The sequence below is a fragment of the Micromonospora trifolii genome (assembly GCF_050516465.1).
GTDB lineage: Bacteria > Actinomycetota > Actinomycetes > Mycobacteriales > Micromonosporaceae > Micromonospora > Micromonospora trifolii.
The window spans coordinates 3,509,467-3,530,701 of the sequence record NZ_CP191526.1 but is presented as its reverse complement, the minus strand read 5'-3'; the positions used below and the strand labels follow the sequence as shown (position 1 = coordinate 3,530,701).

Genomic DNA, 21,235 nt, shown 5'->3' with positions numbered 1-21,235 from the left:
GCGGGCCGGGTCAGTGCTCGGTCAGGGCGGCCAGGTTGTCCGGGTCGGCGAGCATGTCCTGGGCGGCATCGGTGAGCTTGCGGTTGGTGCGGCGGGCGTATCCGCGCAGCGCGGTGAATGCCGCGTCGACGGAGAGGCCGTGCGCCTGCGCGATAGCACCCTTGGCCTGCTCGATGACGATCCGGCTGTTGAGGGCACCCTGTAACTGCTCGGTGAGTACCTCTCCGCGCCGGATGGCCCGTTCCTGCAGCAGCCCGATCGCGGCCACATCGGTGAGCGCCTGCACGATCTGCACGTCCGCTTCGCCGAAGTTGCCACCGACCGCGCTGCCGAAGACGTTCAACGCGCCGATGACCTCGCGGCGCACCCGCATCGGGAACGCGTGCACGGAGCGGAAGCCGGCGGTGAGTGCGTGCCGGGTGAAGTCGGGCCAGCGCTCGCCCGCACTCTCGAGATCCGCGTTGAGCACCGGCTTTCCGGTGCGGAAGGCGTCAAAGCAGGGACCTTCGCTGCCCTGTACCTGGAAGATCTCCAGGATCCGGGCTCGCTCGTCCGAGGCAGCCATGAACTGCAACCGGCCGCGCTGGTCGGCCAGCAGCAGACCGACCGCGGACGCGCCGACCAGACCTGCCGTGCGAACCGTGAGCATGTGCAGGAAGTCCAGCAGGTCGAAATCGTCAACCAACGTGTCGGCGACCTCGACGAAGATCTTCGAGAGCCGCTCGGCGGATACCGTACTCATTGGTGCCTCCCAGGCATCCGACATCTTGTCACGCTATTCACTCGGTCCGACCGAACCGCAGGTGACGCCCGATGATGTCGCGAGCGACATCGATCAGACGGCGGTCCTCCGCGTACGCGTGCGCACGGATGCGGGCCATCGCTTCGGCAAGCGTCCCGCCGATTTGAATCATCACCATGCCCTGCGCCTGGAACAGTTCGACCGGACCGGCCATCGTGTCACCGCTCGGCCGCTCGCCGCCGCTCCGCTCCTGGCCGTCGAGCAGGATCGTGACCGCCTCGTCAGCGAGGTCGAGCGCACGGTGTAACTCGGGGCCGGACAGCGCACCCGGCTCCGCTCGAAACAAGTCCAGCACGCCGAGCTGCGCGGCACCGACCTGCAGCGGGAAGGCGAAGATGGCGCGGATTCCGGCGTCGCGAATCGCGTCGGCGTACACCGGCCAGCGGGCGGGCCCAACATCTGCGACGTCGTCGATCAGCACCGGCCGGCGGGCGGCTGCGGCGTCGATGCACGGGCCTTCACCGAGGACGAGCTGCAGCTCCTCCAGGCGCTCGCTGGCCTCGTCCGCAGCAGCGAGCAGGCTGAACTGGTTGTCCCGGGCGACCACGGACAGGCCGGCACCCGCGGCGGGCAGGGAGATAACCGCGCGCGCACAGAGCCGGCGCAGCCGGGTGACGACCGGATCAGCCGGCTCCGGAACTGTCGGCACTGGGCTCACCGCCGGACCACAGACCGGCAGCCGGGATACATCTGAGCTCACCTGTGGCGCCGCGCATGGCCGCACCCTTCACGAGAAGGAGGCTGCCGGGGGCCGGGGCAGCGGAACGTCAACGTGTCGCTGACTCGGAAACCGTATCGCAGAAGCTGACGGCCGGCCGCTGCGGGCGAGGGGCCGCCGCTTGGCGCCAAGTGCGGACCGAGGCGGCTGCGCAGTTGCTGGCATCAATGGCCTACTGCTGACGGCGGTGGCACGACGGTCGGCGCGTACGCCGGCGGCCGCCGGGGCTGCACCCTCACCCGGTGGGACCAGAACACGCATACCGTCTCCGACGCGCTGTTCGCCGTCGGCGGCACCATCACCCACCACGACGCCGTCGGCCGCGACGTTGACGTGGTGTCAGGCCTGGTGGTTCGGCGTGCGTCGCTGAAGCGGTGTCATTTCTGCGGAGCGGACCGATGAGGGCGGCGGTAAGGGCCGGACGTGCCCGGCCGGCACTTCGGTGTGCGGTGGGGGAGAATCGACTCATGTTTGTCATCAAGGAGCGGTTCTTCTCGATCGGCGACGACTTCGACGTGCTCGACGAGCACGGCACCAAGGTCTTCCACGTCGACGGCAAGGTGCTCAGCGTCCGCAACAAGGTCGTCATCGAGGACGCCGCCGGCCATGAGGTCGCCACGCTGCACCGGCACCTGGTGGCGCTGCGTCCGACGTACGAGATCCGGATCGGCGGCGAGAAGGCCGCAGAGGTCCGCAAGAAACTGCTCACGCCGTTCCGCGACAAGTTCACCATCGACGTGCCGGGGCCGGACGACCTGGAGATGAAGGGCGACCTGCTCGACCACGAGTACGTGATCGAACGCGACGGTACCGAGGTGGCCTCGGTCTCCAAGCGGTGGCTGACGATCCGGGACACCTACGCCGTGCAGGTCAGTGCCGGCGTCGACCCGCTGCTCATCATCGGCAGCGTCCTCGCGCTCGACCTGGCCATGAACCGCGACAAGAAGAAGGGCGACGACGACTGACCCGCTGGGCGGCATTGGTACTGCTCGGGGTCGGGCTCGTGGCCGGGACGGTCCCACGCGTTCACCGGCGGCGGATTGCTGATCCTCACACGGGCATCACCGGCGCCCCTCCTTCAGGGACAAGAGCCGGAGTGGCCAGCGGTGGCCAGTGTTGCCGACCAGCCGTTGGTCGCCACCGGCTTCAGATCGCCCCGGAGGGCACGTCCGGGCCAGCCGTGCCCTCCGGGACACCGATTACGGCGTGAGTACGCCGGCGATCAGCGCGCGGTGGTCGGAGGCGTCGTTGCACATCGGGAAGAGGTCGAAGCTCTTGCGGACGGAGCCCCGGACCATGATGTAGTCAAATTTGATGGTCGGCTTCCTGTTGCAGTTCTCTGGGTCGTTGCTGACTGTCAGGTACGAGTTCGGGTGCATGTCGCGAAAGCCGGCAGCGGTGAACTGCTGCATCGGCGTGTCTGTCGGGCGCAGGTTGAAGTCACCCACCACGATCGAGTTCGGCCACTGGCTGGCCAGCTGGATCAGTACGGGAACCTGACACCACGCGCGCCCCTCGGTGGCCATGTGGGTGTTGAACACCCGCACGTCGGTGCCGCCCAGGGTCACCGTCACCGACTGGGCCGCCCGCTCCTCCGGGTCCTGCCCGCATCCCGCCTCCTCGTGCGGATATGGGTGGTTGAGCCAGTTCCGGGGCTGCGCCGAGGACTTGATCATGAAGGCCTGGCCGTACGGGCCGACGCAGGAGGCGGCAAAGTTCTGGGCCACGCCGAATCGGGACTCCCAGGAGACGCCGGTGACCTCCTCCAGGTTCATCTCGATGTCGTACACCTGGTGTTTGCACACCTCCTGCAGACCGACCACATCGGCGAGCAGCATGTTGATGTGTTCTGCCCACCTGTCGGCGCCGGCGTCTATCGCGCCACCGGCGATGTTCCAGGTCATCACAGTGGTCTCGGCCGCCGCGACGGCGGACTGGGTGCGGGGCGATGTCGCCTGCCCGGCCTGGACGGAGGGCGTCGGGCCGAGCGCCGTGAGCCCGGCGACGAGTGCGACAAGGGCCGCCACCCAACGGACTGAACGCGATCGTTTCATGGAAATCCTTCCTCGAACCGCTCGTGCCGTCGCACGAGCCGCGAGCAGAGCCGCTGCCTCCTCGGCGCCGGTTCCGACGGGAACGACATGACAGCGGTGTCAGCAGGATGGGACTGCCGAGGTGCGCGTCGAAGCTATCGAGCGCGCGGCGCAGTGACCCGTATCGATCCTGTGCGGAACAGGTCCGAACAAACCCAGCCGTAGGTTGCAGCGAAAACGACCGATCGGCGGTGAGGGTTCGTCAGCCACGGCCGCGGGCGGATTGCCGAAGCAGAGCCGTCAGGGCCGTGCGCCCCCGGAACAGCCTCTAACCAGGCTGGGCAGGAGTAGCCGGCTGCGCTACTGGCTGTGGGGCCGGATGTTGTGGTTGAGGTGAAACACGTTGTGCGGGTCCCAGATCGTCTTGAGTGCGGTGAGCCTGGCGAGCTTGGCGGTCGGGTATGCGCGGCGTACCCCGCGTTGCCCCTCGTCGGCGGCGAGCGAGTTGACGTAGACGCCGTCGGCGTACGGGTCGAGCGCGGCTCCCGCACTGCGAGCCGCTGCCATCCGGATGTCGTCTTCGGATGGCTCGGTCCAGCGGGAACCGGCGCCGAACTCGAACATGGTGCCGCGGTAGCTGAACGCCGCGTCGGCGTCCGCGATGTCGGCGATGGCGCCGCCGTGCGCCTGCAGGCCGACGTTGGCCAGGTGGGCGCCGGTGTGCAGGTCCGACGCGCCGCGCAACAGGAACGCCTCGATCGCGGCGGTGGGGAACCGCCGCAGGTAGTGCGCGCTGGAGTACCGGCGGTAAGCGTGGCCGCCGACGGTGTCGTCGCGTTGCTGCAGTTCCCGGTACGACGGGGTGGTGACCCGCTCAGCGATCGGACGCCCGAGCGCGCGCATCGCCGGCAGCAACCGGTGACCCTGTGCCGGGTCGCCGACCCATACGAAGCCGACGGTGGCGACAGGGCCCCTGGCCGTGCTGTGGACATCGGCGGTGAAGGTTGCCTGCCGCGGCGCGACGGCGTTGAGGTCCCGCCAGCCTTCGAGCACCGGTACGGCATCCTCAGCGCGGAAGTCGAACTCGGCGACCAGGGTCTGCGTTCCGATGTGGTGCAGGTAAAAATCGAAGTCGGTGACGATGCCGAAGTTGCCGCCCCCGCCGCGCAGGCCCCAGTAGAGGTCGGGGTTCTCGGTCCGGCTCGCGGTCACCACCTCCCCGTCCGCGGTGACCATCGTGTAGGAGACGACGTTGTCGCAGGCCAATCCGTGTTGGCGGGCGAGCCAGCCCATGCCGCCGCCGAGGGTCAGGCCGCCGACCCCGGTGTGCGAGACGTTACCCGCGGTCGTGGCGAGGCCGTATGGCTGCGACGCCTGGTCGAGTGCGCCGAGCAGCGCGCCGCCCTGGACCCGGGCGCGCCGCCGGATCGGGTCGACCCGAACGCCGTTCAACGGGGTCAGGTCGATCATCAGGCCGTTCGCGGGGACGGCGAGGCCGGCCACGTTGTGCCCGCCGCAGCGCACCCCGATCTCCAGGTCGAGTTCGCGGGCCAGGCGCACCGCGGCCATCACGTCGCTGACGCTCGCGGCCTGCACGATCACCCGCGGGCGCCGGTCAATCATGGCGTTCCAGACGGTGCGGGCCGCGTCGTAACCCGGATTACCGGGGGTGAGGAGGCGGCCGTCGAAGCGGGGACTGGTCGTTGTCATACATCTGAGCCTGACGGAAATCGGTACACCCGGTAAGGTCCGATTTCATGGGCCGAATCAGGACCAATTCGAGCACTGCGGAGGACCTGCTCATCCATCTCGACCGGTCCGCGGCCGAACCGCTGCACCGGCAGATTGCCGCCTCGATCCGGGACAGCATCCGGGCCGGCCGGTGGCGTCTCGGGACGTCCCTGCCGCCCACCCGCACCATCGCAGCCGATCTGGGAGTCTCACGCGGCGTCGTGGTCGAGGCCTACCAGCAACTCGTCGCCGAGGGCTACCTCACCAGTCGGGCGGGCGGCTACACCCAGGTCGCGGTCGAGCCGGTTCCGCCGTCGGCGGGTCGGCGCGGCGGGGATCGGCCGGCGGCCCGGATCGACTTCGGGTACGGCCGCACCGACGTGTCGTCCTTCCCCCGGGCCGCCTGGCTGCGTTCGGTGCGAACGGTCCTCACCACCACGCCGAACGAACGCTTCGCCTACCTCGACGGGCGTGGCGTACCCGAACTGCACGCAGCCCTGATCGACTACCTCAGCCGGGTCCGCGGCACATCGGCCCGCCCGGAGAACGTCGTGATCTGCAGCGGCTACGGCCAAGGCGTCGCGCTGATACTCCAGGTGCTCGCGGCGCGCGGCGCCCGCAGGGTGGCCGTCGAGGACCCATCAGCGGACGACGACGCCCGCCTCGTCGCGGCCGCCGTCGGCCTGGAGGTGATCGGCGTCCCGGTCGGGCCAGACGGCATTCTCGTCGAGGAGCTCGAACAGACCGACGCGGACGCCGTCGTGCTGACGCCCTCGCACCAGTGGCCCACCGGCGGCGTCCTGTCGGCCAGCGCGCGGGCCCGGGTCATCGGCTGGGCGCAGCGTCGCGGCGCCGTGGTGATCGAGGACGACTACGACGCGGAGTACCGCTACGACCGCTCGCCCGTCGGCGCCATGCAGGGGCTGGCGCCCGACACCGTCGTCTACTGCGGCACAGCGAGCAAGACCCTGGCGCCAGGGCTGCGCCTCGGGTGGCTGCTTGCGCCGTCACACCTGGTCGACGACATCACGGCGGCGAAGGTACGGGCGGACCGCGGCTCTCCCGTCATCGACCAACTAACCTTCGCCGACTTCCTGACCCGCGGCGAATTCGACCGGCACCTACGGCGCATGCGCCCGGTCTACCGCCGCCGCCGCGACGCACTCCTGGCCGCGCTGCACGCACGGCTTCCCGAACTGGAACCGGTCGGTGTCGCGGCGGGCCAACACGTCGTTGCCTGGCTCCCGCAGGGCCTCGACGAGGCCTCGGTCGTGGCTGCTGCCGCCCGGCGCGGACTGGTCGTGCAAGGCGTCTCCCGGTACCGACTGAGCCCTGTCGGACCCGGCGGGCTGATCTTCGGCTACGCCATCCTCACCGAACGCTCCATCACCGACGGAGTGGCAGCCCTTGCCGACGCGGTCGCAGAGGCCGTCGGCGATAGCAGCGAGACACCTGGCCACTACTAGCGAACATGGGACACCCGTCCGGCCAGTTGAGCACCGGACGGGTGTCGCCGCTCGTGGACAAGATCCTAGGTGGCCGGTGACCTGCGGCCGGCCGCGCACATCCGGTCAACTGCTGCGCGGTCGGATGCCGCTCAGCAGCGGCCGAGGTCCTCCCACTGCTGGGTCCAGCCTGGCTCGGATCCCTGCGTCCAGTGCCGCGCCCGCCACAGGTGCTTGCCGTCACCCGACGACGGACCGCTCGGGTCGCCGTACTTGCTCTTCTCGTGCTTCACGGTCTGGCCGCCGGTGTAGACGGTGCCGAAGGCCCACTCCGGTGCGGTGGAGCAATTGCCGGCCGGCGGCGGCGTGGTGGGCGGCGTGGTGGGCGGGGTCGTGGGCGGCGTGGTCGGTGGGTTCGTCGGGTTTGAGCAGGTGCCCGTGGAAGCGACAGTGTCCGCGAACGTGCTGCCCGCCGACCGGTACGCCGTCGTCTTCGACGTCACCTGCGCCGGGGTCAGGACCTGGTTCTTCGCGAACAACACCCAGTCGACCTGCTGGATGTAGGTGCTCAGCCCGCCGGTGTGGGCCGCGGTGTCGATGAACCAGAGGTTCCAGTTGATCGTCATGGTCTGCCGCGGGTAGAACTTGCCCGAGTGGTCGCCCACCTGGACGCCGTCGATGTAGTAGATGACGTGTCCGTTCGCGACCGTCGCCACCAGGTCGTGCCAGCCGTTGAGGCTGCTGCGCTGCTCCGAGTGCACGTTGTCCGCGTACCAGGGGTCGTTGCGGTAGGTGAACCAGGTGGTCTGGTAGTTGATCGGGCCGGTCTCGCCCCACCCGCCGTTGGGCAGGTACTCGGAGATGTCCAGCTCGCTGTAGGTCGGGTCGAGGTCACCGTTCAACGGACTGATCGTGAAGAACGTCTGGTTGATGTGGTCGCCGTCGTTCCCACTGGTGGGGGTGTCGGTGAAGCGCACCCGGCTGGCGTACGTGCCCTCGAGGTAGCGCTTCTGGGTGCTGTAGAGCTCCGCCTGGTTGGTGCCGGCGCCGGTGCCGTCGGTCGAGGCGGTGAGCTGCATGACCTTCTGGCCGCTGACGGTGGGGAAGGTGATGCTGCTCGGCGACCAGGTCGCTCCGGGCACGCCCGGACCGCCGGAGTAGCTGCGCGGGGTCCAGCCGTGCGCGGTCAGGGAGCTGTCGCTCGACGATGTGTAGGAGAAGTCGTCGAACAGGTAACCGCATTCGGCGGCGGAGGCACTCGGTGCGCTGCTGAAGACTGCCAGCGTGCCGAGCAGGGCCGCTACTCCCGCGAACCCTATTGATCTACGTTTGTCGATGTGCATGAGCCGGGTCCTCCGATGGGTGGGGGTGGAAAGGGGACCTACTTGACCGCGCCAGCGGTCATACCGGCGCGGATGTGCCGTTGGAACGCGACGTAGGCGACGAGCACCGGCAGCATGGCGATGGTCAAACCGGCGAACAGGCCGCTCCAGTCGCTGCGATACCCCTGGCTGACCGACAGGGCGGCCAGACCCTGCGCCAGGACGTACCGGTCCGGGTCGGGATTGAGAACCAGTGGCAGCAGGTACTGGTTCCAGAGCCCGAGGAAATTGAAGATGCCGACCGCCACCAGGCCCGGCCGGGCCATCGGCAGCATCACGCGGAAGAACACCCCGCCGTGCGAGCATCCGTCGATGAATGCCGCCTCCGCCACCTCCCCGGGCAGCGTGCGGAAGAACGCGTGCAGGAAGAAGACCGTGAAGGGTACGGCGTACGCCGCGTAGACCAGGATCAGACCGTGGTACGTGCCCAGCAGGCCCAGCTGCTGGACGACGAAGAACAGTGGCACCAATGCCAGGAACACCGGGAAGAACATCGCCGCGACGAAGGTGTAATAGATGAACCGGTTGCCGCGGAATTCGTAGCGTGCCAGGGCATAGGCGACCAGCGAGCCCAACAGCATGGTCAGCGCGAGCGCGCCACCCACGACGATGACGCTGTTGAGGAAGTAGCGACCGATGCTGGCCTGGGTCCACGCCCGGGACCAGTTGTCGAACTGTGGTGCGGCGGGCAATGACCACGGTTCGTTGAGGATCTCGTCGTCGGTCTTGAAGGAGCTGACCACCGCCCAGAGCAGCGGGAGCGCGGTGACGACGGCCCAGGCCAGCATGGCGAGGTGTACCGGGAAGGCGGTTCCGGAGCGCCGGCCGCGACGTACCGGGGTGGGCCGGGCAGCGACCGCCGCCGCTCGCTCACGTGTCACGGTCATGCCAGTTCCAGCCTCTCCTTGCGGCCCGACCGCAGTGCCAGCACGGCCAGGGTCAGCGTGGCGAAGAACAGGGCGACTCCCATGGCTGAGGCATAGCCGAACTTCCCGTACTGGAAGGCGTTGCGGTAGAGCGACAGCCCGATCACCTCGGTCGCGCCGTCCGGTCCGCCGGGCCCGACGGTCATCACCTGGACGACGGCGAAGGCGTCCAATGCGGCTATGCCCAGGTACACGAACGCGACGTGCACGCTCTCTCGCATCAGCGGAAACGTCACAGTGCGGAAGGTTGCCCAGCCGCCGGCTCCGTCGAGCAACGCCGCTTCGAACAGTTCCCGCGGAATGCTGTCGATCGCCGCGCTGAACAGCACCACGTAGAAGCCCACCGACGACCAGACCAGGACCGCCATGACCGCGATCAGCGCCAGGGACGGCGACGCGAGCCAACTCCGGGTCAACCCGTCCAGGCCGACCGACCGCAGTGCCCCGTTCAGCAGCCCGTTGTTGGGGTTGTAGACGAACCCCCACAGCACCGCGATGACCACCAGGGACAGCAACTGCGGAAAGAAATAGACGATCTGGTACGCGCTGGAGCCCGCGATCCCCCGTCGTCCGCCGCGGCCACCGAGGTGCATCATGCTCGCCAGGAACAGCCCGATGCCGATGGTCACCAGTGGCACCACGACCAGCATCACCGCGTTGTTTCGGACCGCGTGCAGGAAGAGGGAGTCGCCGCCGAGGCGGGCGTAGTTGCCCGCCCCGACGAAGCGCGCCTCGCCGGCGACGCCGGTCCAGTCGGTCAGCGACAGGTAGAAGGCCTGCGCGTACGGCGACAGCACGAACACGGCGTGCAGCACCAGCGCGGGCACCAGCGCGCCGGCCAGAAACCGCCACCGACCGTGTCTCATCAGCGGGTGTACTTCTTCACGGTGGAGTCCTTGGCCAGCCCGTCGGCCGCCTTCTGGATCCGGTCCGACCACTGCCTGGCGGTGATCCGCCTGTTCACCAGCTCGCCGGTGGCGTCGTCGACGGCCTTGGCCAGCGGGGCGTACCAGGTGCGGAAGCGGTAGGTGAAGGTCTCGGTGCCGGCCGCCCGGACCACGTCGCGCACCGAACCGAGGCCGCTGCTCAGTGTGAGGCCGTCCGTGGCCCCGGCCACGGCGGGCAGGGTCCCGGCGCTCTCGGCGAACGCCTTCGCTGACTGCTTGGAGAACAGGATCCGCAGATACTCCATACCGCCGGCGGGATTCTTGGCCTTCGCCGGCACCAGGAACGATTCGCTGCTCGCCGCCTGCACCGCCGTGTGCTTCAGGGCGTCCGCCGTCGTCCGTGCGGGCACCGGGGCCATGACCATGTCGAAATTCGCGGGCGTGACGCCCTTTTGCTCACTCTCCAGCCAGGACCCGCAAGGGATGATCGCTGCCTTGCCCTGCGACCAGGCCGCCTGCGCCTCGGTGTGCGACAGCGCCTCGGAGCCGGACATGAGGTAGCCCTTGCCGGCCAGCTCGGCGAACGCCTCGGCCGCGCCGAGCAGACCCGGCGCCTTCCACGCGTTCGGCTCGAGGTTGTCGACGGCCTTCACCAGCGATGGCCCGCCGGTCTTGGCGGCCATGCTGAGCAGCGGGTCGTTGATGTACTCCGGGTACTTGCCCTGGTAGATCCAGGGCGCGATGCCGGCCGCCTTGATGGTCGCGCAGAGCGTGAGCATGTCGTCCCAGGTCGTCGGGAAGGTCCAGCCCTTCGCCGCGAAGAGCGGCTTGGAATACCAGAGACCCCAGACGGTGTAGGTGAAGTTGAGCGTCAGCGGCACCGTGTCGAACGTGCCGTCGTCGATCACGCCGGGCAGCAACGTGTCGCGCACCGTCCTGCCCGGGTCGTCGAAGGCGGGGGCGTCGAGCAGCTCGCTGAGATCACTGACCTGCTTGGCGGAGACCAGCGTCGCGATGTCGAGGCGGCTGGCACCGGTGTTGTCCACGACGTCCGGCGGGGTGTTCGCGACGAATCGAGGCTGCAGCGCCTCACCGATCTTCTGGATGCCCTGATGGTCGATCTTCGCGCCCGCGTACTTCTGGGTGTAGAGCGTCCCGGCGCGCTTGGCGTACTCGTCGCCGTACCCGCCCTTGAAGATCACGACCTCGAGCGGCGCGTCCGCCTTGACGCCCAACGGGTTGTCGGCGCTCTTGGCGCCGGTGTTTCCGGCGGCTCGATCCTGGTCCTCGTTGCCACTGGTCACGCAGGCGCTCAGCAGGGGCAGCGTGACACCGGCGGTCACCGCCGCGCGCAGCACGGTTCGTCTTGTGGGGTACGGTCCGGACAGGGGTGAACGGTTCATCAGCTGGGCCTTTTCCCTATGCGGTACGCCGGATGCGCCCGGCGTACCGCGCTTCGATGAGTTTGTTGTGCTCCCGCCCGCCCGGCACGTTGTCGGACAGATAGACCGGCGGGGTGACGTTGAGCGCCAACAGCCGTGCCACCACCTCGGTGACGATCTGCTGGGCCAGCAGTGCTGCGGTGATCGACGAGACGGCCCCGACCGCGCCGTCGCCGTAGTCGAGGGACGCGTCGCCGTACGGTGCGCCGTTGTCGAGCACGACGTCGGCGAGGTCGGCGAGCTTGAGGCCGCTGTCGTGCCGCGACTCGACCCGGGCGGAGTGCTCGACCGAGGTGATCGCGATCAGCGCGTGTCCGCGCTGCTTCACCAGGTGTGCCATCTCCACGACCGCGCCGTTGACGCCGGAATTCGAGGCGATGACGAACGCGTCGTCGGGCTTGATCGGGGCGAGTGCGTAGAGGCGGTGGGCGATGTCGGGCGTGCGTTCGAGTTGCGGGTCGGTGAGCACGTTCGTCGGCTCGCCGCCGTACAGGACGATGTCGCGTAGGGCGATCTTGTTGGTGGGTACGAGGCCGCCGGCCCGACCGGCGATCTCCATGGCGAGCGCCTCGGAGTGTCCGCAGCCGAACGCCTGGATCACCCCGCCGGCCTGCAGCGTCGCGGTCAGCAGATCGGCGGCCTGCGCCACCCGGTCGTCCTGGGTGGTGCCGACACGTTCGATGGTCTTGGTGATGACCTCGACATAGTCCGCGCTTGTGATCGTCACAGCGGCTTTTCCTTCCGTACTCGCTTGCGGTTCGCATTGGTGTCCGGCATCCGGTGTGCGTCGACGGCCCGCACGGTGAGTTCGAGAGCTTCGGCGGTGCGCTCGTAGGTGCGCTGTGCGACGGCGACGTAGATGAGGTCGAGGATCAGCAACTGCGAGTGCAGCGCGGAGAGGGCCGCGAGCCGGAACGTGGTCTCGTGCACCGAGGTGGTGAAGACGACGTCGGCGACCTCGGCCAGTGGTGAGCGGGCGTACGAGGTGACCGCCACGGTCAGCGCGCCATGATCGGCGGCCTCGGCCAGCATCTCGATCGCCTCTCGGGTCCGACCGGAGTGCGACAGGCTGATCGCCACGTCGCCGGGCCCGAGCAGTGCGGCGTTGGTGAGGGCGGTGTGCGTGTCGGCGCGGTACCGCACCGGGATGCGGATGCGTTCGAGTCGGAACGCCATCTCGCTGCCGGCGGTGCCGCTGCTGCCGAGCCCGAAGATCTCCACTCGGCCGGCGGTGGCGATCGCGGCCGCGACCCGTTCGACAGCGGCCGTGTCCAGGCCGGACGCGGTCGCCTGGATGGCCCGGGTGTCCGCTGCGGTGATCACGTCGAGGACGCCGCCGATCGGGTCCTCCGGCGCGATGTCCCCGGAGATGTCGGTCTCCCAGCGTGCCTGCTCGGCGCGCCCGGTCTCGGTCGCGACGGCCACGCGCAGGTTGGCGTACCCCTTGAAGCCGAGTGCCCGGCTGAAGCGGGTGACCGTCGCGGTGGAGGTCCCGGATCGTTCGGCCAGGTCGACGATGCTGGCGTGCGCCGCCGTCTCCGGGTCGTCGAGGATGGCCTCGGCGATCTTCGCCAGGGCCTCCGGCATGGTGGGTCCCTCCATGCGGAGCCGCACCAACAGCCCGCCACTCTCACCCGTCACTGGTGATCACCTTTTTCATCGATTAACTATGAGCATGAAAATTACGACCACATCGACGCCTAGTCAATATAAAATTTCTATGCTTCGATTTTGTGCATGGTTCTGGTGCTGGGTGTTGACGCCGGAGGCACGGCGTCCCGGGCGGTCGTGGCGACCCGGGACGGCACCGTGGTGGGGCGCGGCACGGCGGGTCCGGGCAACCCGACGGCTGCGGGGACGGCGGCTGCTCGCTCGATCGGCGCGGCGGTGCGCGAGGCCTTGGGGGAGCACGACCCGGCATCCGTACGCAGCGGCGTCGCAGGCATCGCCGGCGCGGGCATCATGGCGGATCCAGGGATCACGGCGGCCTTCACCGCCGAGTGGGCCCAATGCGGGCTCACCTGCCCGATCGCCGTGGTCGGCGACGCGGTGACGGCCTTCGCGGCAGGCACGTCGGCGCCCTCGGGAGCGGTGCTCATCGCCGGCACCGGCGCGGTCGCCGCCCGAATCGACGACCGGCGCGTCAGCCGCACCGTCGACGGCCTCGGTTGGCTGCTGGGGGACGAAGGCTCGGGCATGTGGCTGGGCCTGCAGGCGGTCCGTTCGATCGCCCGGGCCTGGTCGGGTCCCACGACGGACGGCGGGCTGGCAGCCACGATCGTCGCGCAGGCGGGCGTGACCAGCTGCGACGAACTCGTGCAGTGGGCCGGCCGCCAGCAACCCGCGTCATTCGCCGCGCTGGCACCCCTGGTCTGCGCCGGTGCGACGGCCGGCGACGCCCTCGCCGAGCGGCTGACCGCCGAGGCCGCCACCCGACTGGTCGCCACGCTCGGCGAGTTGGGCCCACCGGCCGGCCCCGTCGTGCTCGCCGGCAGCCTCCTGACCAACACCACGCCCGTGCGAACGGCAGTCCTGGCCACCCTTGCCGGCCCGGCCGCGACCGCCGGGGACCCGGCGATCGGGGCCGCCTGGCTCGCACTACGTCAGATCACCGACCAGGAGGAGGCGGCGCGCCTGCACCACCGCATGCTTCGCCCCGACATGTACTCCTGACGGCTAGTGCGGCAGTCGCTGTTCGGATCGTGGCTGGAGTTCCACCTCGGTGTGATCGAGACGCCGAACCTGCGGCCCGCGAGGTACGCCCGCGCGGCGGTGTCGCAAATCGTCCGGACGCACCCTGCGATCTCCAGCGCGGCTCTTCCACCACTTCGGACGAGCCAGCGGTCCTCCGAAGTGGTCGTGCTGATCTACGCTCCGGTCGGGGAGAAAATCGCCGGGTGGGATCAGGAGCCCGGGGTCCCAGGCGGTAAGGGTGAGAGCGCAGCGGCACTCCACCCCTCGTCCACCACACGCACGGTAGGCACCTGCATTTTGGCGAACACCATGAAGGGGAAGACCGTGAACGACGACGTCACCCAGTACATCAACAAGACGCAGCCGTGGCAGATCGACGTATGCGAAAAGCTACGCGCGATGATCGACGAGACTATTCCAGGGGTCGAGGAGCGGCTTCAGTACGGCAAGCCGCACTACTTCAAGAACGGCCAACACGCCGCCGTCATCGCGGTAGCCAAGTCCAAGGTCTCATTCATGGTCTTCAACGCAACGGACATCCCCGAGGTCAAGGGATTCCTGCGGTCGATGGGAAACGGTGAACGCAAGACCGTCGACATCACTGAAGGACAAGACGTCGACTACGGCACACTCGCCAGTTTCCTGGGCAAGACCACCGCGGCCCTGTAGGCGCGGCGTGTCTGCCGCGGCAGGGTCGGATCACCGTCGTTTTTGCGGAATCGCCGGTCGCAGACCAGGAGGCGGACGTACCGCTCAGGTTCATCCGCGGGCGTGATCGGCTTGCGGATTGGGCCCGGCGTCCACCACCGAAGGCTGCGGCTGACGATCCGTCCACTTCCGCGGCGCGCTGAGCCGGCCTGGCTGATGCGGCTGGTGTCCAGGTCGGTTCGGCGGCCACCGCGGTGGGGCCTTTCGAGCCCACCCCACCGCGGTCCCAGCCTGAGCGCCCTCCGTGGTCATCGGCCGGTCAGCAACGCGCCGCGGCCACTTGGATGGTTTCCGTGGTGGGAATGTAGTGCTGGCCAGGGTCCAGGCTGTCGTCGGTCAGGAGCCAGCTGCCGCCGGTGAGAGACCATTCGTATCCGCAGTAGCCGGGGCCGATGTAGTAGCCGGCGGCGCTCGCCCAGAACTCGCTCGTACGGCGGCCTGCGGCGAGGACCGTGTCCTAGTTTCCGCGCGTGTAGTTGCCGTCCCGAACGTGGATGACCCCCACGCCGATTTTGCTGCCGTTGAGAATGTAGTTGGACGCCGCGTTGGCCGGGGCTGCCACGGCAAGTGTGGCTGCGGTCATGCCCAGAGCGGCGCCCACAGCGACGGCCTTCTTCTGCAGAGACAAGGCTCGGTCCTCCCTCTTCGCGGCACCGTCTCGACGCCGACAACTGGTGCCAGCCCGGGCGGGCGGCATCTGTTAGGGACGATCGTGCTGAACCAATGTTGGGTTCTGGTTGGGCTGTTTCGATCAAACGGCGGACAGGTCCCACACCTACGCAGTTCTACTGATCAGGCGTTGTCTGTCCCACAGTGCCGTCCGAGAGCAACTCAGCCAGCCGGGCACGCATCTCGTCGAGGCGACGATCGCCCAGTGTTTCGAGGATGGTGACGGCTTCCTGCATGGCCGCGACGGCGGCGGGAACGTCTCGTCGCGCTGCTGCGACGTCGGAGCAGCCGTGCAGGGCCCAGGCTTCCCGCATCCGGTCGCCGGTGCTCCTTGCGAGTCGGACGGCGGTGTCGTAGTGGGTCTCGGCCAGGTCGACGTTGTCGCGCAAGAAGTGCAGCCGGCCGAGATTGGTGTGGACGCTCGCGGACAACCAGTCCCGGTTGCCGGATCGGTCGGCCGCGGCCAGCGCCGACGTGTAGGAGTCCAGCGCCTCCTGCTGGCGGCCAGCCCGGCGATGCAGGAGGCCGAGGTTGTGTTCTACCTTGAAGATGAGGTCGGGGTCGTCCAGCAGGTTCGCGGAGTGCCGGGCCCGCAGCAGTGGTGGGAGTGCTTCGTCAAGCTCCCCGCTTTCGACCAGCATCCCGCCGAGGCTCGCCTCGACGTTGGCCAGGCCGGCGTGGTCGCCGTTACGTTGACACAGTCCGCTGGCGCGCTGGTAGGCGGCGCGGGCCTCAACGCGGTGCAGCAGGAGGCTGTGTGCCACGCCCAGGCTCTCTTGCAGCGTGGCCTCGCCGGTACTGCTGCCGGCCATGGCCGCGGCCCGGATCCCCCGCTCGGTGACGGCGATCCAGGTGTCGCGGTTGGCCCGGCGTTGTAACCAGCCGCGAATGTGGGCGGCGAGGGGCCAGACGAGATCAGGGTGCCTCTGAGCGTGCTCGCTGATCATCTTGATGATCGTGTCCGACTCGGCGTCGACCCAGCGGACGGCTGCGGCCGTATCGGGCAGTTCAGGGAGGAGAAGGTGAAGCGGGTCAGGGGCGCCCTCACCGTCGGATCCGCCTGCGGTCGGCCGGATGCGTTGCTGTGCTTCGCCAGTTGCCTGCCCGTACCAGGACAGCAGTCGCCGTTCCGCGTCGGCGCGATCGGCCGACGTGTCCTCACGGTGGCCCTGCTCGCGAGCGAAGATGCGAGTCAGCTGATGGAGGCTGACTCGTCCCCCTTCGAGGGCGACGAGGTTGACCGCGGTGAGCCTGCCGATCAGCCCGGGCAGCACGGTGCCGGACGTGACACCGGCCAGTGCGGCGACGGCACCCAGCGGGGTCGCACCGGCACCTGACAGTCCGAGGCGGCGCAGGAGCCGACGGTCCGGGGTCGCCAGCCGCCGGTACGACACCGAGATGACGGCGTGCACACTGACGTCGCCGTCGGTGGTGGTGAGCCGGGCGATGCGTGTTCGCTCATCCTCCAGGTCCGCCACGAGGATGTCTGGCTGGGCTCCCAGCCGCAGGTGAGCTCCCACGATCCGCAGGGCCAGCGGCATCCCATGGCACAGCCCCACCAACGTACGGACGTCGCCACTCGCGGGCTCGGACATCCCGGCGGTCTCCAGAAGCAGACGGGTAGCCGGCTCGACGGGCAGTGGGGTGAGTACCAGTAGATGAAGGCCTTCGCGGGCGACGAGCCCGTCCAGCCGATTCCGACTGACGATCACCAGGAGGCTGTCACCGCTACCGGGCAGGAACGGCCGGGCCTGCTCCGCGGTGCTCACGTTGTCCAAGACCATCAGAACCGTTCGGCTGGACAGCAGTGAGCGCAGGTTCGCCGCCCGCGCCTCTGCCTGCTTCGGCACATCGTCCGGGGCGACGCCGAGATCGATGAGGGTCCTGGCCAGTGCCGCCGCCGCCGGAGCGTCGTCGTCGAGGTCGAGGTAGACCTGCCCGCCGGGGAAGCCTCGCTGGTGTTGATGGGCCCAGTGGGTGACCAGAGCTGTCTTGCCCATACCGCCGGCGCCGGTGACGATCATCGACCCGTGGAGCCGTTGGCCGGGACCGACCCTCTTGTGCAAGCTGTCCAGGACCGAAAGCTCATCCTCGCGTGCGACGAAGTTGCTGGGTGGGGCGGGTAGCTGCATCGGCCGAACGGCATCGGAGACGGCGGACGGTGTACCTGCTGGCGTAGGACCGCGCAGGATCGCGGTGTGCAGCTGTTGCAGGCGAGCGCCCGGGTCCGCACCAAGCTCGTCGGCGAGCAGGCGCCGGGTCCGCTCGTAGGTGGTCAATGCCTCCGCCCGGCGGTCACTGCGGACAAGCGCGAGCATCAGCTGTGCCTGGAGACGCTCGCGCAGCAGGTTCTCCGTTGCCAGAGCCGAGAGCTCGGCGCACAACTCGCGGTGCAGTCCAAAGCTGAGTTCGATGTCCACGCAGCTTTCAAAGGCGATCATGCGCTGCTCGCCCAGGTGGTCGGCGGCTGCCCGTACAAGCTCGTTGTCGGCAGTGCCCTGGTACGCCTCCGGCGCGCGCCACAGCCGGAGCGCCTTCCGGTAGCTCCGGCGCGCCTCGGCGAGCCGGCCCCGCGCCTCGTCGTGTGCGGCGCTGTCGACAAGCGCCACGAACTCGCTCGCGTCAAGCTGGTGGCCGTCCAGCACCATCCGGTAGCCCCCGGTCGCACGAACGATCGATTCGGTGCCCAGGTTGCGACGCAGGTGATGGACGAGTACCCGTAGTGCCACGCGCTTACTGTCGCTCGGGCCATGACCCCACAGGATCTCCATCAACGCGCCATCGGTAACCGTTCGACCATCGGCGGCAAGGAGGCACGACAGCACCACCTGATGTTGACGCTTGCCGGCCGGCACCCCCGACCCAGATGCGTCGACGGCTCGCAGGGGTCCCAGGACTTCGAACCGCATGGATTCCCTCCTCGGGACGTAGCCGGCAGGGATTCCGGTCGTGGCACGACGGCCCTAGCTCAGCGAGCCAAGCGGCCCCAGGTCAAGAATTCGGGATCACAACTGGCGCCGACCTTCGGCCAACATCGAGCCAACATGCTCTTGAAAGACTTCCTGCCAACGGGGGTCGGCACGTTCATCGAGATGACAGAGCCAGCCATGAAGCCCATGGCCAGCCTGAACGGTCGAGTGCGCCACAGTGGAGTCGTCGGTGGAGGTGGCGGAGTACCGACCTGAACACCACCTCCACCTGCGACCGGCTCTCGCTCGACATAGCCGGCCCGAAGCCAGTGCAACGACCACGATGGATCCACTGTAAGAAAGTAGCGCTCAAACGCCCCAGCGGGCCTGGCGACTTTCCGATCCTCGCGCAGCCGATCCACGGGCCTTCCGGCCCGTGAAATCAGCAGTGGACGCCTCCGGCGGCGGGAAAGAACCCCGTACGCTGGTGTGGTGATCGACTTTCGCGCGGCGGTTGAAGCACGCGATCCTGATGCCGTCGCGGCGGCCCTGGCCGAGAACGTGGTGTTTCGCAGCCCGGTGGCGTTCAAGCCCTATCCGGGCAAGGCAATCACGGCGGCGATCCTGCGCGGCGTGCTGCGGGTGTTCGAGGATTTCCGGTACGTCCGTGAGCTGAGCGGCGACAACGGTCGCGATCACGCGCTGGTGTTCGAGGCGCGGATGGGCGACGTCGCCATCGAGGGCTGCGACTTCCTGCACCTGGACGAGAGTGGCCTGATCGACGAGTTCACGGTCATGGTTCGTCCGCTGTCCGCCGCGCAGGCCCTGGCCGCCGCGATGGCCGCTCAATTCGAGCAGATCCAGCGTGAGGCCGCCGCCGGTTAGTGCGTCCCATCCTCCCGGTAGACCGGGCGGCCTGGCGGACCGTGGCGTGCTGGCGGCCTTGCCCAAATCATCTTAGTCATTAAGATAATCGCATGGTCACATCGACAGACTTCTCGGTGGCGATCGCCGGTGCCGGCCTCTCCGGCCTCTGCCTCGCCCAGTACCTGATGCGTGCCGGCATCGACGTGCACGTCTACGAACGGGACCCGGGCCCCTTCGTCCGGCGGCAGGGCTACCGGATCATTCTCGACAGGTACGGGCTGTCGGCGTTGCGCGAGAGCCTGCCCCGCTCGCTGTACAGCCTGGCGCTGACCACCGGCGACGAGCCCGGCGGGCACCTACGCTTCACCGACAGCCGGCTGCGGGACGCGTTCACCATCACCTTCAAGGACGAACCGCACGCGACCCGTCAGGTCGACCGGCTGACCCTGCGGTCGATCCTGCAGTCCGGGCTGGACGGGCGCATCCACTACGGCAAGAACGCCGTCGCTGTGGACAGCGGTGACCCGGCGCGGCTGCGGCTGCGGTTCTCCGACGGGGGGTCCGCCACGGCAACCGTCGTCGTGGGCGCGGACGGCGTCGGCTCGGCGCTGCGCGCGCAGATCATGCCGGACGCGCACCCGGCGAACACCCCGATGGCGGGCATCTACGGCAGGTCGCCCCTGCGGCGCAACGGCGAGAGCGTCATCCCGGACGCGCTGCGTACCAGCGGGGTCCTGGCCATCGCCGACCAGCCGGGGCGCGCCTTCTTCTTCACCTCCATGCGGTTCGGCGAGAGCCCGCCGGAGGCGTTCGCGCGCCTGGCCCCGGGCAGCTATGCGCCCACCGGCTACGACTACGTCATGTGGGGGCTGTTGCTCCGGCAGGAGGAGGTGCCCATCGGCGTCCGCGGAGACCTGCTGGCACTGTGGCGACTGGCCTCCCGGATGAGTGCGGACTTCCACCCGGTCATCCGGCGGCTGGTCGGCACGGCCGAGTTGGACGCCACGGTGCTCAACCTCTTCGCCACCGGCCGACGCCCGCGCCGGTGGCCGGTTCCCCGGGCGACGATGATGGGCGACGCCGTGCACGTCATGCCACCGTTCGGCGCCCACGGTGGCAACACGGCGCTCCGCGACGCCGCCCTGCTCGGCCACAAGCTGGTTGAGGCCCGGGCCAGCGGCGCGCCGGTGGAGGAGGCGATCGCCCGCTACCAGGACGAGATGGTGCCCTACGCCTTCCGTGCCGTCGACACCGCCGCCGGGCTGATGCGCCGACTGACCGGGGGAGCGGCCGCACCGCACTGGGTGCTGACCCGCGTGTTACCTCGGCTGCACCGGGTCACCGTACCGGAGGCATGATTGCGGGCATGTCCCACCAGCCGGCCCGTGCGTCCGCGATCGCCGACCTCATGCGCGCCGGGCGGGAGACGTCGCGGCTGTCCATGGTGTTCCGGTACGCCATCGCGGAGCGGCTGGGCCTCACCGTGAGCGACCTGGAGTGCCTGGACTACCTGGCGGACGTCGGTTCCGCCACCGCGGGGCAGGTCGCCGAGCGGACCAACCTCACCACCGGGGCGGTGACCAGCATGCTCCGCCGGCTCCAGCAGGCGGGCTACGTGACGGCCGAGCGCGATCCGGCGGACCGGCGGCGGGTGATCGTCGCCCTGCGGCCGGAGCGGATCGCCGAGTTGGAGCGACCGTACGAGCGGTTCGCCGAGCGGGCGGAGCGGCTCATCGAGGGCTACAGCGGAGAGGATCTCGCGCTGCTGGTCCGGCATTACGACCGCATGCAGGCGATGTACCTCGCCGAGTTGGACAGCCTCGGCGGCGGCGACACCGCGCAGCGGTCCGCCTGAGGGGCGTCGCGTGACTGACCACCCTCCCGGTCCGCTGTCTGACTCCAGCTTCTGACCAACATTTAGCCAACATCCTCTTGCAAGACTGCGGGCAGCGGGCCAACCACTTCAACGAAGCCGGAGCGACCTGAGCGTCCGGTCAGCCCCATGATTCGGCGCCATACCTC

General features: G+C 68.9%; 19 protein-coding genes. 7 read left to right on the top strand and 12 right to left on the bottom strand.

Annotated features, from left to right (window positions below; translation table 11 throughout):
* Positions 1-10: 10 nt before the first annotated feature.
* Both ACQRWP_RS16165 and ACQRWP_RS16160 read right to left on the bottom strand, forming a co-directional pair.
* Entirely contained in the window at positions 11-742 is a 732-nt protein-coding gene (locus ACQRWP_RS16165; protein WP_430503061.1) for a GAF and ANTAR domain-containing protein, read from the bottom strand.
* 37 nt (positions 743-779) lie between these two features.
* Positions 780-1,451 (bottom strand): GAF and ANTAR domain-containing protein, encoded by a 672-nt coding sequence (locus tag ACQRWP_RS16160; protein ID WP_430503060.1) that lies wholly within the window; start codon positions 1,449-1,451, stop codon positions 780-782.
* A 467-nt stretch (positions 1,452-1,918) separates the two neighbouring features.
* Here ACQRWP_RS16160 and ACQRWP_RS16155 point away from each other — a divergent pair, with 467 nt between their 5' ends.
* Positions 1,919-2,485, top strand: a complete 567-nt coding sequence (locus ACQRWP_RS16155) for an LURP-one-related/scramblase family protein (protein WP_430503059.1) — start codon at positions 1,919-1,921, stop codon at positions 2,483-2,485.
* 234 nt (positions 2,486-2,719) lie between these two features.
* Here ACQRWP_RS16155 and ACQRWP_RS16150 read toward each other — a convergent pair whose 3' ends face one another.
* Positions 2,720-3,547, bottom strand: coding sequence for an endonuclease/exonuclease/phosphatase family protein (locus tag ACQRWP_RS16150; protein ID WP_430503058.1), 828 nt, complete (start codon positions 3,545-3,547; stop codon positions 2,720-2,722).
* A gap of 366 nt (positions 3,548-3,913) precedes the next feature.
* Positions 3,914-5,263 carry an FAD-binding oxidoreductase gene (locus ACQRWP_RS16145; protein ID WP_430503057.1) on the bottom strand — a complete coding sequence of 450 codons (1,350 nt, stop codon included), beginning with the start codon at positions 5,261-5,263 and terminating at the stop codon, positions 3,914-3,916.
* 47 nt (positions 5,264-5,310) lie between these two features.
* Between ACQRWP_RS16145 and ACQRWP_RS16140 the strand changes: the two genes are divergently transcribed.
* Positions 5,311-6,750 (top strand): PLP-dependent aminotransferase family protein, encoded by a 1,440-nt coding sequence (locus ACQRWP_RS16140; RefSeq protein ID WP_430503056.1) that lies wholly within the window; start codon positions 5,311-5,313, stop codon positions 6,748-6,750.
* 131 nt (positions 6,751-6,881) lie between these two features.
* Here the strand turns inward: ACQRWP_RS16140 and ACQRWP_RS16135 are convergent, their stop codons facing one another.
* Genes ACQRWP_RS16135 through ACQRWP_RS16110 form a run of 6 tightly spaced genes read right to left on the bottom strand, consistent with a single transcriptional unit; the run spans position 6,882 to position 13,007 of the window.
* Positions 6,882-8,072 (bottom strand): glycosyl hydrolase, encoded by a 1,191-nt coding sequence (locus tag ACQRWP_RS16135; protein WP_430503055.1) that lies wholly within the window; start codon positions 8,070-8,072, stop codon positions 6,882-6,884.
* Between the two features lie 38 nt (positions 8,073-8,110).
* Entirely contained in the window at positions 8,111-8,998 is an 888-nt protein-coding gene (locus tag ACQRWP_RS16130) for a carbohydrate ABC transporter permease (protein WP_430503054.1), read from the bottom strand.
* Positions 8,995-9,903 (bottom strand): carbohydrate ABC transporter permease, encoded by a 909-nt coding sequence (locus tag ACQRWP_RS16125; RefSeq protein ID WP_430503053.1) that lies wholly within the window; start codon positions 9,901-9,903, stop codon positions 8,995-8,997. The genes ACQRWP_RS16130 and ACQRWP_RS16125 overlap by 4 nt, the downstream gene beginning before the upstream one ends.
* The gene (gene ngcE / locus ACQRWP_RS16120; RefSeq protein ID WP_430503052.1) at positions 9,903-11,327 is read right to left on the bottom strand and encodes an N-acetylglucosamine/diacetylchitobiose ABC transporter substrate-binding protein; all 1,425 of its coding nucleotides are present in this window, start codon (positions 11,325-11,327) and stop codon (positions 9,903-9,905) included. Before ngcE ends, ACQRWP_RS16125 begins: the two co-directional genes overlap by 1 nt.
* Positions 11,328-11,343: 16 nt before the next feature.
* Positions 11,344-12,093: a sugar isomerase domain-containing protein gene (locus tag ACQRWP_RS16115; protein ID WP_430503051.1), complete on the bottom strand. Its 750-nt coding sequence runs from the start codon at positions 12,091-12,093 to the stop codon at positions 11,344-11,346.
* Positions 12,090-13,007 (bottom strand): MurR/RpiR family transcriptional regulator, encoded by a 918-nt coding sequence (locus ACQRWP_RS16110; protein WP_430503050.1) that lies wholly within the window; start codon positions 13,005-13,007, stop codon positions 12,090-12,092. The genes ACQRWP_RS16115 and ACQRWP_RS16110 overlap by 4 nt, the downstream gene beginning before the upstream one ends.
* Positions 13,008-13,103: 96 nt before the next feature.
* Between ACQRWP_RS16110 and ACQRWP_RS16105 the strand changes: the two genes are divergently transcribed.
* Entirely contained in the window at positions 13,104-14,039 is a 936-nt protein-coding gene (locus ACQRWP_RS16105) for an N-acetylglucosamine kinase (RefSeq protein WP_430503049.1), read from the top strand.
* Positions 14,040-14,045: 6 nt separating this feature from the next.
* Complete coding sequence (locus ACQRWP_RS16100; RefSeq protein ID WP_430503048.1) at positions 14,046-14,729, top strand: DUF1801 domain-containing protein; 684 nt, start codon at positions 14,046-14,048, stop codon at positions 14,727-14,729.
* A 496-nt stretch (positions 14,730-15,225) separates the two neighbouring features.
* Here ACQRWP_RS16100 and ACQRWP_RS16095 read toward each other — a convergent pair whose 3' ends face one another.
* Positions 15,226-15,396: a hypothetical protein gene (locus ACQRWP_RS16095; RefSeq protein ID WP_430503047.1), complete on the bottom strand. Its 171-nt coding sequence runs from the start codon at positions 15,394-15,396 to the stop codon at positions 15,226-15,228.
* 157 nt (positions 15,397-15,553) lie between these two features.
* Positions 15,554-18,346, bottom strand: a complete 2,793-nt coding sequence (locus ACQRWP_RS16090; protein WP_430503046.1) for a BTAD domain-containing putative transcriptional regulator — start codon at positions 18,344-18,346, stop codon at positions 15,554-15,556.
* A gap of 492 nt (positions 18,347-18,838) precedes the next feature.
* Between ACQRWP_RS16090 and ACQRWP_RS16085 the strand changes: the two genes are divergently transcribed.
* The 3 genes from ACQRWP_RS16085 to ACQRWP_RS16075 all read left to right on the top strand — a co-directional run bounded on the left by ACQRWP_RS16085 (position 18,839) and on the right by ACQRWP_RS16075 (position 21,068).
* Positions 18,839-19,231 (top strand): nuclear transport factor 2 family protein, encoded by a 393-nt coding sequence (locus tag ACQRWP_RS16085; RefSeq protein ID WP_430503045.1) that lies wholly within the window; start codon positions 18,839-18,841, stop codon positions 19,229-19,231.
* A gap of 92 nt (positions 19,232-19,323) precedes the next feature.
* Positions 19,324-20,571 carry an FAD-dependent oxidoreductase gene (locus ACQRWP_RS16080; protein WP_430503044.1) on the top strand — a complete coding sequence of 416 codons (1,248 nt, stop codon included), beginning with the start codon at positions 19,324-19,326 and terminating at the stop codon, positions 20,569-20,571.
* A gap of 8 nt (positions 20,572-20,579) precedes the next feature.
* Positions 20,580-21,068 (top strand): MarR family winged helix-turn-helix transcriptional regulator, encoded by a 489-nt coding sequence (locus tag ACQRWP_RS16075; RefSeq protein ID WP_430503043.1) that lies wholly within the window; start codon positions 20,580-20,582, stop codon positions 21,066-21,068.
* The last annotated feature ends 167 nt before the right edge of the window (positions 21,069-21,235 follow it).